Origin of the sequence: Pseudomonas sp. MPFS (assembly GCF_022537035.1) — a bacterium.
Classification (GTDB): Bacteria; Pseudomonadota; Gammaproteobacteria; order Pseudomonadales; family Pseudomonadaceae; genus Aquipseudomonas; species Aquipseudomonas sessilinigenes.
The window spans coordinates 2,845,912-2,857,695 of the sequence record NZ_CP066123.1; the positions used below are offsets into that span (position 1 = coordinate 2,845,912).

The window sequence follows — 11,784 nt, forward strand, 5'->3', positions numbered from 1 at the left end:
GGGCGGCGCGCAGGAGCACTCGCCCGCTCGAGGGTCATTGCGCCTTGAGGTAGTCGTTGAGGAAAGCCTGGGCATTGCCATAGCTGGACAGGTTGTCGTTATAACCCACCTTCAGCGGCTTGGCCTGGCCCGGCAGGTACAGCTCGCCATAGCCATCCTGGAGCACCAGCACCACGAACTTCTGGCCGTCGACCTGGGTGGAATAACGGGTGTCGCGGGCGGTCTGTTCCACGTTCATCTTCTGGATGCGCATGTTCCAGTCGTGGTCGGCGTCTTCCACCTGCACCAGCGCCTGGTTGGCGCTGCGCTCGCCGATGCGCAGGGTCCAGACCTTCACCCCGTGCGGGCCGTTGTAGGCCACCATCTTGTCCGCCACCTGCGGGCGTTCCTCGGCCTGGGCCATCCCGGCCACCAGGGCCAACGCCATGGCCCATGCGACCGTCCATCGGCTATACAAGTGCATCCTTCACGCTCCTGAGAAATTGAAAAGGGGCAGCTATTGAAGTCGGCGCTGGCCGCGCTGCCAAGCACTGTGACCGCTGCGCACACTAAAAATGCCGTCGCTCACAAGTGGCGATGGGCAAAGTGTGAGTGGGTTACCATTGGCCACCGCACACCAGGCAGTCATGGATACGCTTTACCGATGGAATGCTGGAACCCCTATCTCGACACCCAATTTCGCTTCGACCGGCCCGGCGCCCTGGCCCGTGCCGGGGTCTTCGATCCCACTGCCCGCCGAGTGATGGGCAGCGCCATCGGCCACTACCGCGCCCGCACCGTGCGCGCCCATGTGCAGTACTTCGACTGCAACCTGCAATTTCCCGAGCCGCTGCGCATCCACAAGGTGCTGCCAGACAGCCTGTGCATCGTCCAGGTGCTCGACGGCCAGTGGCGGCACCGGGTCGATGGCCAGCTCAACCACTACACCCCCGGCGCGCCCCACGCCCTGGGCCTGAGCGAAACCATGGAAGCGGTGGACCAACTGCCCGCCGGCAGCCACGCCTGCCTCTCCGGGTTGCGCATCGCCGGGCATTACCTGCGCGAACTGGCCGAGGAAGACTCCAGCCTGCAACCCTTGCTCGGCCTGCTGGACGACGGCATGTGCTTCAGCGAATTCCAGCGCTGCCAGGCCCTGGGCAACCTGCTGCGACGGCTATACCAGTCGCCGTACCAGGGCGCCCTGGAGCGCCTGCACCAGGAGAGCCTGAGCCTGGCGGTGCTGGTGGAGCTGGCGGCGCACCTGCAAGGCCAGCGCCCCGGACCACCACCAACGGTGCGCGGCCGTCTGGACCTGGCCCACGAAGCCCGGCGCCTGCTCGACGCCCAGCTGATCGAGCCGCCCGGCAGCCAGGCCCTGGCCCAGCAACTGGGCGTGGGGGAAACCACCCTGCGCCGGGCCTTCGCCCAGGTCTTCGGCCAGTCGATGCTGCAGTACCTGCGCCAGCAGCGCATGGAACTGGCCCGCACCCTGCTGCGCCAGGGCAAATGGCAAGTGGCGCAGATCGCCTACCGCCTGGGCTACGCCAACCCCGCCAATTTCAACCACGCCTATAAAACCCACTTCGGCCACCCGCCAGGGGCGGAACGTGGCAAGCCCTAGCCTCTTGAGGATGATGAACCATGAGCAAATTGACTGCGCTGATCGCTGAAGCCAAGGCTGGCCTCTCTGTGCAGCAGAACATTCCCCAGGCCGCCTGGGAGGCCATCGCCCGGCAGTGTGGCGAGGCGGAAATCGTCGAGATCGAGGCGCGCATCGCCACGCTGACCGCCCAGCGCGAAGCGGTGGAGGAGTGGGATGGCGACACCCTGGATGACCTGTATTTCGCCATCGCCCACTTCACCCGCTTGTTGGCACTGGCCGTGGCCCATGGGCGCGGAGAGTGAGGGGCCGGTTGACCGCACGACATTTGCTCGACGGCTTGAGTCGTGGATCGGGCCTATGTTCGCGTGGGGCTTTGCACAATGGACATAACCCGCGACGTTTTGAGCATTGTCCCGATACGAACAGGCACCTAGCCTGCTGCGGTCGCTGCAAAATCAGCGACCGGGCCTGAGAACCCGATCAGATACAGGCACATTGTTGATCAGGAGTTTCAATCATGTTTGCCGGTCATCTGCCCGATTTATTCTGTCATTCGTTTATCTTTCCAGCGCTCAAGCGCAACCTCCGCCAGCCCATGATCGGAGGTGCCCAATGAACTCAAACAAGCCGATCCAGACCCAAGGTTTTGTCACCTTCGGCAACTGCCCTGAAACCGACCACAGCCTGTTCCGTGTCAACGCCGGAGTGCCTCTGCAACAGGCACTGGAGCAGGCCTCGACATTGCTGTACTACGCCAAGAAACTCGCACTGGATGCCGCCATGGAAGAGCAGGGCGAGCGTTATGCCTGGGCTTCGCATTTTTTGGCTGAGATGGGGAAGGCGGTGATTGATGATGTGGGGTTGGGGTTGGGGAATGGAGAAAGTGAGGGCGTGATTCTGAGTGAGTGCCGCATGGTAGGGAGTTGATGGAAACGCCGCTTGTTGGTGGTTGATAAGCGGCGTCTTTATGATTTGAAAGGCTGCCACAACCCAAAGCAGACGGTCACGTAGGACTACTTTCGGCTACGAAACGTGCCCGAAATTTCAGTAGGACGGGCAATTAGGGGATGGGCGGAGTAATCAAAAGTTTTAGGAAACAAACCGCGCCGAAGCAGTGATAAACACGCCCCGGCGCAGCAATATTTCAAGCTGGGGAAGGTGCAGTCAGCAGATACCCGTCCAACTCTTCGATCACGCACATCGACAGCGTCATCTGCGCATTGATATGCGTATCCAGCGCCCCGATCATCTGCTTGTCCCGCTCAGCTCGCACCGCACCAAACAGATCGATTTTGTCGAGCAGGTAGCAGACAAAAGTCATGCTCAGAGCGGTCACCGCCCCCACTAGCACAGCCGTCAGCACACCAGCAAACGGTGCGAACAGGGGCACCCCGAGAATAAGCTTCTCGGCAGCCTCTTCCAAGGCCACGCCACCAACCACGACACCACCTGCAGCAAGCAACTTCAAAGCTTCATGTGCCGCCTGGGCGAAGGTCATGTCCTTTGGAGGGAACAAGAAGGTCTTCAGTGCTTTGAGCAGCGAGAAGATCCCTTCGCGGATCATCCGTACGGCGCGTCTGCCAGTGGTAACGAACAGGTTGATCATCACGGTCACGGCGTTGGACACGAAGCCCGAAATGAAGCCGCCGCTGAAACTGTGCAGCATCTGTTCCCATCTGCTCGCTACCTTGACGCCTACGCGATTCAGGCGCTCGCCCAGTTCGGCAAGGATAGTGTCGCTCTGGCGGCCGTTGCGGTACAGGTCCCTGATCTCGTCCAAGGCGCTGCTGAACAGTTCGACCATCAACATGCCGAAGGCCTGTTGGGCGCCCATCTTCAAGCCTTCGGTCATACCGGTCTTGGCGGCATGGACGGTGTAGTAGGTGGCTTTTTCAGAGGTGCTCGGGCCGTGTCGTTCGACGGTCGCTTGGCCTCGCTCCAGTGCCGCTTCTACGCGCTTGCGATCAACACGGTAATATTCTTCGTTTGTAACATCGCGACCGTTCGAGTTCTTTTCCAGCCACACCAGCTTTTCATCATCGCTCATCGAGCTATTGATGTTGCGCTGGGTGGATATGAGATTCTCGGAGTCAGTCGCGAAGTCGGCGCGCTGGGTCTTTGACTGCATGTACCCACCGTTTTGGTGGTAGGTTTTCAAAGGCACGATGTGGTCGGGGCTGGTGTCTTTGCCCATCACCGTTTCGCCTGTGTAGCCGTCGGTGAGTTGCCCCTTGCTATCCAGTTGACCTTTGGTGAAGCTGGCTCCTACCGAAGAATTACTGTCCCCGGAGAACTTTTTGCCGTCGCTGTTCTTGCCTTTGTCGTAATGATCACGGTTGTATTTTTCTTCGTCAGGATTGGCATAGGTGTCCTGCTGGGCATTGTGGACGGTCGTCACATTACCCCCTTGCTTGTCGTACACCGCAAGGAATTTACCCAGTCCCAAGGGGCCGGCGATGGAGCCAATAATATCGCGCTGTGCCTTGGACAGCAGGTCGTTCACCCGAGCCTGGTCGAACTCCTGCTCGAGCTCTTTCAGCAACTCGCGAGCATCCTGCGGGGCGGCCAGCAGAGTGAGGCTCAACGAGGCGTGGTAGTCCAGGCTGGCGAGACGTACGCTGTCGGCCTGCTTGGCCAGCAATGCTGCTACATCTTCAGGTGCGGCAGCGGCGTGAAGCAGCGGGCGGTTGGCAAGTTGCTCGCGCAGGGCCTGTTGTTTTCTGAACTGTTCGAGCTTGCTCATCGGGCGCTTTCCTTACGCGGTTTTCAGACTGTTCCAGGCTTGCATGAAGGCCGCTTCCTGCGGGTGTACGGTATCGTCCGAGAGCACTACCAGGTGGATGATTTCATCGAAGATGGACAGGCTCATGCCCGATGCTTTCGCCAGCTCGAAGGCTTCCTTCACCGTTGGAGGTTGCTGGTAGAGCAACTCGATTTTGGCTTTGACCACTTCCGGGATGGCGCCGCCCGCGAGGCCATTGATGAAAAGATCGATGTTTGCGCGTTCGGATGGTGTGATACCGCCGTCGCATTGGGCGGTCGCGACTGCCACGGCGTTCAGGGCGATGATTGCATTGAAGTGTTTGCCGGCTACCTTGAGACTTTCCATGGCTTTTTCGAGGCGGTCTTTCAGCACCGAGATCTCAACCAGTTGCTCGGCTTTGGCTTGCTTGACTCCATCATCGAACCCGGCCTTGCGTGCTTCCTCGTCTCCGTCCAGGTTAGCTGCCACTACGGCACCTGCAACGCCAGCGCCCACGGCAGCAGCGATGGTGCCGGCCCCGGCCAGTGAGCCAAGCAGGCTAGCGCCACCGATCAGCGATCCGCCACCGGTAAAGGGTGCTGCCGCGATGGCCCCTACGCCGATCGCGGCACCGCCGAGCACTTTCAGGTAGTTTATTTCCTTATCACCGGAGACTACATCGCCCACGTAATCGCGAGTGGCGTCGTAGCCGTTGGACACGACGTCACCCACTGTTTCTGCCGCATCGGACAGTGTTTCGACGGTGGAGTTATAGACAGTGGAGGCGGTGTCGGACACTGCGTCAGCCACATTGCCGACCGTTTCGCGGGTGGCGCCATACGCATCGGAGACGGTATCGGCCACTTTGTCAGCCACGTCGCTGACGGTTTCCTTGGCCGAGTCGTAGGCTCGGGATAGGGCGTCGCCGATGGACGAGAAAATAAAGGTGCAGCCCAATGTGTCGCGGGCCAGCGATTCGCTCTCATGGCTAACCAGGTTGGCACCGAAACCCTGAGCCGATTGCAGGAAGATACGTCGATACATGAGCAGGCCATCCATGGTGGACAAAAGTGCCTGCGATTCTCCACAGGGCGCGAATAGTGTCAATATGCCTGTGGCGGCATTTTCAAATCACCTCTGTTCATTCGATACGAAGGCCCCCTTCATCTGCCTGATATCTACTCATAAAGCCAAGGCTTCAATGCCTCCAAGTTTTTCACCACAATCTGTTGTGCCGACGCCTTGGGCTCAAGCTTCTTTGGATCGATCTGGTACCGCTGCAACACATAACCCACCAGTGCACACCGCGTCGGTATCACCAACTCACCGTGCTCCATCCCAAAGTCCACCTCAATGATCGCCCTTTGCTCAAGCTTCAAACGCGAATCCGGCTCGATAACCACATCGACAAGGGTGTTCCATTCCTCATCCTCGCCGATCAGATTCTCGCTCATCCGCTCGAACTCCAGCACCCCCCGGAACCTGCTCAACACAAAATCCCGATACTTCCGATTTTTCTCGCAATACGCCCGCACATGCCAGCGCATGCCTGTGTAGACCAGGGTATGCGGTGATATAAGCCGCGTCTCTGGCACGGGATTGGACAGCGACACATACTCAATGGCGATCACCTCTCCATTGCGGCAAGCCTTGAGTAGTGGCCGCAGTACTTGCGGACGAATCGTGCGGTCCGGCACATCCAGTACCCTGGTATGCGCATAAGCCAGTGCCAATCCCTCCACATGCGGTGCCCGCGAGTGGGTCTGGTTCAGCAGCTGCAGATAGGCATTGGCACTGTCATCGATGAACAGCGGTTTGAAGTGCTTGCTCGGTACATAACCCTTCAGCTGCTTGTCATATGTAAGATTTTTAGGCGCATGCCCGGTGATGTAGGTGTTGATGTCCTTGGACGCCTGCTGGCGGCTGATGCCGAAGCTCTGCATCAGGTGGCCCGTGGTAAGGCGGCCTTCCCACCAGGCCACGGTTTCGATCAAACGATAGCGAAGTGCCAGATCCCAGCGAACTTGGTTGATCTCTTGTGTGCGTTTCATGACCCATCCATGTGCGTGTTTTGTTTACCTGTATAAGTCTACAATCTATACGTGTAAAAAATAACTACATATTCTTTGGCTGTCTTCGGTACAAACGACTTAGCCAAAAGGATTGAACATGACTTCGACGGATGTGATTTCGATAGCGGCCTTGGTGATGATGGTGGCAATTGCTGTGCTGCTGCTGGCCCATTATCTGAGGTTGCAAAAGGTGTGGGACACGATTGTCAATTGTCGTACGACTTTGCGCTGGGCGCGCATACATGAGTCGGAGAACAAGGAGCTTCGTTCGGCACTACGTGCTGAGAGGGCGCATGTGGACCAGTTGCAGAGGAAGGTAACGTTGTTGGAGGAGCTGTTGCCCGAAGGCACATGAATGCTGTCCGTAACCGATCGTACGGTCGAGACAGTTGGAGCACGTTGTGATGCGTTGGGACTGATGCGGAGCCAGCGCGCGAATACTGGTACGGCGTGGCTTGCAAAAACATGTAGATATGAGTTGAAGGAGTAGCCATTCCGTTACGTCGACCGGTTGAATCCACAGTCGAAAGCGATCAAGTCGAACGCCCGCTTCTGGCCGGCAACAGCCGTTCGGTTAACCCCCTCAAAACGTCGGCGGCGTAATCACCCACAACACCACCGCATCCTCCTCCCCAGGGTTCCCATACTTATGCGGCTCCTGGCTGGAGAACCTGAAGCTGTCCCCCTCGCTCAGCTGGAAGTAGCGCTCCCCCACCCACAGCTCGAAGCTCCCCGACAGCACATACCCGGCTTCCTCGCCCTCATGGCTGTAGCTCTCCTTGCTGTAGGTGCCGGGGGGAAAGCGTGAGTGCAAGAATTCCAGTTGCTGGGTCGGCTGCGGGGTCAGCAGCTGGTCGACGATGCCGTTTTCGTAGTTCACCTGCAGCCGCTGTTTCTTGCGCACCACGTAGCCCTGGTCTTCGGGGGCCGTCTGGGTTTCGCTGGCGAAGAACCACTGGATGGTCACGCCCAGGCTGCGGGCGATGTTGAACAGGGCGGGGATGGAGGGGTAGGCGAGGTTGCGTTCCAGCTGGCTGATGTAGCCGGCGGTGAGTTCGCTCTGCTGGGCCAGTTCGCTCAGGGTCAGGCCGCGGCGTTTGCGCAGGCCGCGGATGCGCGTGCCAAGAAACTGCGGGCCGCCGGGGGCCTGGTGGTCGCCGCCGGGCTCGGGCAGGTGGCTCGCGGGCGGCGTCTTGCTGCTTTGGGTCATGGCGGGCTCCAGGCTTGGAAGGCGGGCGCGTCCGAGCACCCGTCCTGCAAAAGCCCCGGAGTATAAAGCAGCCTCAAAGCGCCCAGGCGACTTTCAAGCCCTCGTGAATGGCTTCTTCGACGGTGCGCGGGGCCAGGCAGTCGCCGATGCGCTGGAAGGCCACCAGGCCCTTGAGTTGCTCACCCAGGTCGTCCACCGGCCGGTGGCCCTGGCACAGCACCAGGCTGTCGACGTTTTCCAGCAGCATCGGCTCGCCGCTGGCGGTGTGCTGCAGGTACACGGTGTTGTCGTCGCAGCCGTACAGGCGGGCGTAGGGGATGATCGGCAGCCCCAGCTTGTGCAGTTCCCCGGCCAGTTGGTCGCGCACGTACAGCGGCAGGCTTTCGCCGCAGTGAGTGCCGTTGACCGCCAGTTGCACCTGGTGCCCGGCGCGCAGCAGGCGCTCGGCGATGCCCGGGCCGATCCAGTCGCAGCGCCAGTCGGCCACCACCACCGAGCGCCCGAGCTGGACCTCGTCGCGCAGCACTTGCCAGGCGTCCACCACTTGCAGCTCGCCGGCGCGCTCGAAATGGGGCCAGTAGGGGCGGGCGCCGGTGGCGATGATCACGTGGTCGGGCTGTTCGCGCTCCACCAGGGCGCGATCGACCCGGGTGTTGCGCACCACCTCGACCCCGGCCAGTTGCATTTCCCGGTGCAGGTTGGTGCTGGCGCCGCCGAATTCGCTGCGCCGGGGCAGCAGTTGCGCCAGCAGCACCTGGCCACCGAGCTGGGAGCCGGCTTCGTAGAGGGTCACCTGGTGGCCGCGCTGGGCGGCGACGGCGGCGGCCTTCATGCCCGCCGGGCCACCGCCCACCACCAGGATGCGCTTGCGCTGTTGGGCCGGCCGAGCCTGGGCGTACAGCAGTTCGCGGCCGGTTTCCGGGTGCTGGATGCAGGAAATCGGCAGGCCCTTGTGGAAGTGGCCGATGCACGCCTGGTTGCAGGCGATGCAGGCACGCACGTCGTCGACCCGGCCGCTGTCGCTCTTGTTGGGCATTTGCGGATCGCAGATCAGCGCCCGGGTCATGCCGCACACGTCGGCCTGGCCTTTGGCGAGGATGGCCTCGGCTTCCTGGGGCTGGTTGATGCGCCCGGTGACGAATAGCGGGATCTGCAGCGCGGCCTTGAAGGTCCCGGCTTCGCGGGCCAGGTAAGCCGCTTCCACCGCCATGGGCGGGACGATGTGCACGGCGCCGCCGAGGGAGGCCGAGGTGCCGGCGACGATATGCAGGTAGTCCAGCTGGTCTTGCAGGTGTTGGGCGGCGGTCAGGGACTCGTCCTCGGTCAGGCCCTCGGGGTCGCGTTCGTCGGCGCTGATGCGCAGGCCGATGATGAAGTCGTCGGCGGTGCTGGCGCGCATGGCCGCCAGCACCTCGCGAATGAACCGCAGGCGCTGCTCCAGCTCGCCGTTGTAGCCGTCGCTGCGGCGGTTGACCCGCGGGTTGAGGAATTGCGCTGGCAGGTAGCCGTGGCTGGCCACCAGCTCCACGCCGTCCAGGCCGGCCTGGTGCAGGCGCCGGGCGGCATCGGCGTAACCCTGGATGATCGCGTCGATCATCTCCTGGTCCAGGGCTCGGGGCATGACCCGGAAGCGCTCGTTGGGCACGCCCGAGGGGGCATAGGCCACCGCCAGCAGGCCGTCGGCGGACTCCATGATCTCGCGCCCCGGATGAAACACCTGGGACAGCACCAGCGTGCCGTGGGCATGGCAGGTCTCGGCCAGGCGCCGGTAGCCGTCGATGCAGGCATCGTCGGTGGCCATCAGCACATGGCTGGTGTAGCGCGCACTGTCGTGGACCCCGGCCACCTGCAACACGATCAGCCCGACCCCGCCTTCGGCCCGGGCCCGGTGGTAGGCGATCAACTGCTCGTTGACCAGGTTGTCGGTGGGCATCGAGGTGTCGTGGCCGCTGGACATGATGCGGTTCTTCAGGCGCTTGCCACGGATCTGCAACGGCGCGAAGAGGTGCGGGAAGGCGGTGGTCATGGCGCGGGCTCCAGGCTGGCCAAGGGCAGGGCGATGCCTTGGCGTTGTTATTGTTTGCCTATAAAAATTTACCGGTAGTAAAAAATCAACTTGTTTTTTTACTGATCCTTGCAGTAGCTTCGATTGGCGCCCCAGCCTGCGGGGCGCCCCTCACAACAATAAAAAAGGGCCGTGCCGGAGCTGTCCGGCAGGGCACCGTCACGAGGAATCACCGATGAAAGCGCTCACCCGCAAGCATGGTTGTTCGTTCCTGGCCCTGAGCCTCGCCCTGACATTGGGCCTGGACAGTGCCCGGGCAGCCCCCGACATGGTCGTGGTGGGGTACGGCGGAGCCGGCCAGAAAGCCCAGGATGTGGCGTTGTTCCAACCCTTTGCCAAGGCCGATGGCAGCAAGCTGATCCAGAGCGAGTACAACGGCGAGATGGCGCGGATCAAGGTCATGGTCGACACCGGCAACGTCGATTGGGACGTGGTGCAGATCGAAGGTCCGGACCTGATGCGCGGCTGCGACGAAGGCATGTACGAACCCCTGGACTGGAAGGCCCTGGGCCACGCCGACGAGCTGATCGCCGATGCCGCCCAGCCCTGTGGCTCGGCTGTGCTGGTGTGGAGCGTGGCCATCGCCTACGACCGCAACAAGCTGGCCAGGGCCCCGGCCTCCTGGGCCGATTTCTGGGACGTCAAGCAGTTCCCCGGCAAGCGCGGCCTGCGCAAGCGCGCGGTGTACAACCTGGAGTTCGCGCTGCTGGCCGATGGGGTCAAGGTCGAGGACGTGTACAAGGTCCTGGCCACGCCCGAGGGGGTGGATCGGGCCTTCGCCAAGCTCAGCCAGCTCAAGCCGTACATCCAGTGGTGGGAGGCCGGGGCGCAGCCGGCGCAGTGGCTCAGCGCCGGCGATGTGGTGATGACCTCGACCTACAGCGGCCGCATCGCCGCGGCCGCCCAGGACGGCGCGCCCCTGGCCGTGGTCTGGCCCGGCAGCCTGTATGGCATGGATTACTGGGCGATCATCAAGGGCTCCAGGCACGTGGCCCAGGCCAAGCGCTTCATTGCCTACGCCAACCGCCCCGAGGCCCAGGTCGACTATGTGCGCGCCATTCCCTACGGCCCCACCAACACCCTGGCCGCGGCCCGGCTCGACCCGGCGCTGGCCCAGTGGGTGCCGACCTCGGAGCAGAACCTCAAGGGCGCCCTGGCGATGAACGTGGAGTTCTGGGTCGATCATGGCGAGGAGCTGGAAGAGCGCTTCAACGCCTGGGCCAGCAAGTAACCCCAACGGGCTGGACGTCGGCGGACGTGCGGCCCTATCGTTTGCCAGCCCAACAGCCTGGAGGACTCCAATAATGAATAAGATCGTGCCCGGCCCCCACGCCCTGACCGAGCGCAGCGCCACCGAGCAGCGCCTGCGCGAAGAGCTGGCGGCCTGCTACCGCCTGATCGCGCACTTTCGCATGACCGATTTGATCTTCACCCATATCTCGGTGCGCCTGCCCGGGCCCGAGCATCACTTTCTGATCAACCCCTACGGGCTGATGTTCGAGGAAATCACTGCCTCCAACCTGGTGAAGATCGACCTCGATGGCCAGGCCGTGGAGCCTTCGCCGTACCCGGTGAACCCGGCGGGGTTCGTGATCCACAGCGCCATCCATGGCGCTCGCGACGATGCCCAGTGCGTGCTGCACACCCATACCAAGGCCGGTTGTGCGGTGGCGGCGCTCAAGTGTGGCCTGCTGCCGGTGAACCAGATCTCCATGGAGTTCTATGGCCGGGTGGCCTACCACGACTACGAAGGCGTGGCCCTGGACCTGGCCGAGCAACAGCGGCTGGTGGCTGACCTGGGCGACAAGAGCGTGCTGATGCTGCGCAACCACGGCCTGCTCACCGTGGGCGAAACCGTCAGCCAGGCATTCTTGCGCATGTATTACCTGGAGAAGGCCTGCGAGATCCAGCTGGCGGCCCAGGCGGCGGGGGAGATCGTGCTGCCACCGGACGCGGTCTGCGCCCACACCGAGCGCCAGTTCAACGATCCGGGCCGGCCGTTGCAGGAGGGCGAACTGAGCGACCCGGACGCCATGCAACTGGCCTGGGCCGCGCTGCTGCGCCTGCTCGAGCGCATCGCCCCCGACTACCGCGATTGACCCTCCACCCCAG

At 62.2% G+C, this 11,784-nt stretch carries 12 protein-coding genes; 6 read left to right on the forward strand and 6 right to left on the reverse strand.

The genetic code is table 11. The features are described from left to right. Positions 1-34: 34 nt before the first annotated feature. Positions 35-463, reverse strand: coding sequence for a hypothetical protein (locus I9018_RS13475; RefSeq protein WP_241109747.1), 429 nt, complete (start codon positions 461-463; stop codon positions 35-37). Positions 464-643: 180 nt separating this feature from the next. Between I9018_RS13475 and I9018_RS13480 the strand changes: the two genes are divergently transcribed. The 3 genes from I9018_RS13480 (at position 644) to I9018_RS13490 (ending at position 2,509) form a co-directional block, all read left to right on the forward strand. Further along, entirely contained in the window at positions 644-1,600 is a 957-nt protein-coding gene (locus I9018_RS13480) for an AraC family transcriptional regulator (protein WP_241109748.1), read from the forward strand. 20 nt (positions 1,601-1,620) lie between these two features. Next, positions 1,621-1,884, forward strand: a complete 264-nt coding sequence (locus I9018_RS13485) for a hypothetical protein (protein WP_241109749.1) — start codon at positions 1,621-1,623, stop codon at positions 1,882-1,884. Between the two features lie 310 nt (positions 1,885-2,194). Next, a complete protein-coding gene (locus I9018_RS13490) occupies positions 2,195-2,509 on the forward strand; it encodes a DUF3077 domain-containing protein (protein WP_241109750.1) in 315 nt (104 codons plus the stop codon). 217 nt (positions 2,510-2,726) lie between these two features. On the opposite strand, the gene I9018_RS13495 is transcribed toward I9018_RS13490, so the two are convergent. The 3 genes from I9018_RS13495 to I9018_RS13505 all read right to left on the reverse strand — a co-directional run bounded on the left by I9018_RS13495 (position 2,727) and on the right by I9018_RS13505 (position 6,376). Beyond that, positions 2,727-4,325, reverse strand: a complete 1,599-nt coding sequence (locus I9018_RS13495) for a hypothetical protein (RefSeq protein ID WP_241109751.1) — start codon at positions 4,323-4,325, stop codon at positions 2,727-2,729. 12 nt (positions 4,326-4,337) lie between these two features. Further along, entirely contained in the window at positions 4,338-5,369 is a 1,032-nt protein-coding gene (locus I9018_RS13500) for a hypothetical protein (RefSeq protein WP_241109752.1), read from the reverse strand. Positions 5,370-5,503: 134 nt separating this feature from the next. Then, positions 5,504-6,376, reverse strand: a complete 873-nt coding sequence (locus tag I9018_RS13505; RefSeq protein WP_241109753.1) for a WYL domain-containing protein — start codon at positions 6,374-6,376, stop codon at positions 5,504-5,506. A 118-nt stretch (positions 6,377-6,494) separates the two neighbouring features. On the opposite strand from I9018_RS13505, the gene I9018_RS13510 reads away from it, so the two are divergent. Then, complete coding sequence (locus I9018_RS13510) at positions 6,495-6,752, forward strand: hypothetical protein (protein ID WP_241109754.1); 258 nt, start codon at positions 6,495-6,497, stop codon at positions 6,750-6,752. A 228-nt stretch (positions 6,753-6,980) separates the two neighbouring features. Here I9018_RS13510 and I9018_RS13515 read toward each other — a convergent pair whose 3' ends face one another. Together I9018_RS13515 and I9018_RS13520 are read right to left on the reverse strand one after the other, a co-directional pair. Then, a complete protein-coding gene (locus tag I9018_RS13515; RefSeq protein WP_068583919.1) occupies positions 6,981-7,607 on the reverse strand; it encodes a cupin domain-containing protein in 627 nt (208 codons plus the stop codon). 73 nt (positions 7,608-7,680) lie between these two features. After that, positions 7,681-9,633, reverse strand: coding sequence for an FAD-dependent oxidoreductase (locus tag I9018_RS13520; RefSeq protein WP_241109755.1), 1,953 nt, complete (start codon positions 9,631-9,633; stop codon positions 7,681-7,683). Positions 9,634-9,847: 214 nt separating this feature from the next. Between I9018_RS13520 and I9018_RS13525 the strand changes: the two genes are divergently transcribed. Both I9018_RS13525 and I9018_RS13530 read left to right on the forward strand, forming a co-directional pair. Then, positions 9,848-10,903, forward strand: coding sequence for an ABC transporter substrate-binding protein (locus I9018_RS13525; RefSeq protein WP_053130509.1), 1,056 nt, complete (start codon positions 9,848-9,850; stop codon positions 10,901-10,903). 73 nt (positions 10,904-10,976) lie between these two features. Further along, entirely contained in the window at positions 10,977-11,771 is a 795-nt protein-coding gene (locus tag I9018_RS13530) for a class II aldolase/adducin family protein (protein WP_053130508.1), read from the forward strand. Positions 11,772-11,784 lie beyond the last annotated feature (13 nt).

Coding starts and splice junctions, on each gene's coding strand:
- I9018_RS13530 (WP_053130508.1), top strand. CDS start 10,977: ATGAATAAGATCGTGCCCGGCCCCCACGCCCTGACCGAGCGCAGCGCC.
- I9018_RS13510 (WP_241109754.1), top strand. CDS start 6,495: ATGACTTCGACGGATGTGATTTCGATAGCGGCCTTGGTGATGATGGTG.
- I9018_RS13495 (WP_241109751.1), bottom strand. CDS start 4,325: ATGAGCAAGCTCGAACAGTTCAGAAAACAACAGGCCCTGCGCGAGCAA.
- I9018_RS13520 (WP_241109755.1), bottom strand. CDS start 9,633: ATGACCACCGCCTTCCCGCACCTCTTCGCGCCGTTGCAGATCCGTGGC.
- I9018_RS13505 (WP_241109753.1), bottom strand. CDS start 6,376: ATGAAACGCACACAAGAGATCAACCAAGTTCGCTGGGATCTGGCACTT.
- I9018_RS13475 (WP_241109747.1), bottom strand. CDS start 463: ATGCACTTGTATAGCCGATGGACGGTCGCATGGGCCATGGCGTTGGCC.
- I9018_RS13480 (WP_241109748.1), top strand. CDS start 644: ATGGAATGCTGGAACCCCTATCTCGACACCCAATTTCGCTTCGACCGG.
- I9018_RS13500 (WP_241109752.1), bottom strand. CDS start 5,369: ATGTATCGACGTATCTTCCTGCAATCGGCTCAGGGTTTCGGTGCCAAC.
- I9018_RS13490 (WP_241109750.1), top strand. CDS start 2,195: ATGAACTCAAACAAGCCGATCCAGACCCAAGGTTTTGTCACCTTCGGC.
- I9018_RS13485 (WP_241109749.1), top strand. CDS start 1,621: ATGAGCAAATTGACTGCGCTGATCGCTGAAGCCAAGGCTGGCCTCTCT.
- I9018_RS13525 (WP_053130509.1), top strand. CDS start 9,848: ATGAAAGCGCTCACCCGCAAGCATGGTTGTTCGTTCCTGGCCCTGAGC.
- I9018_RS13515 (WP_068583919.1), bottom strand. CDS start 7,607: ATGACCCAAAGCAGCAAGACGCCGCCCGCGAGCCACCTGCCCGAGCCC.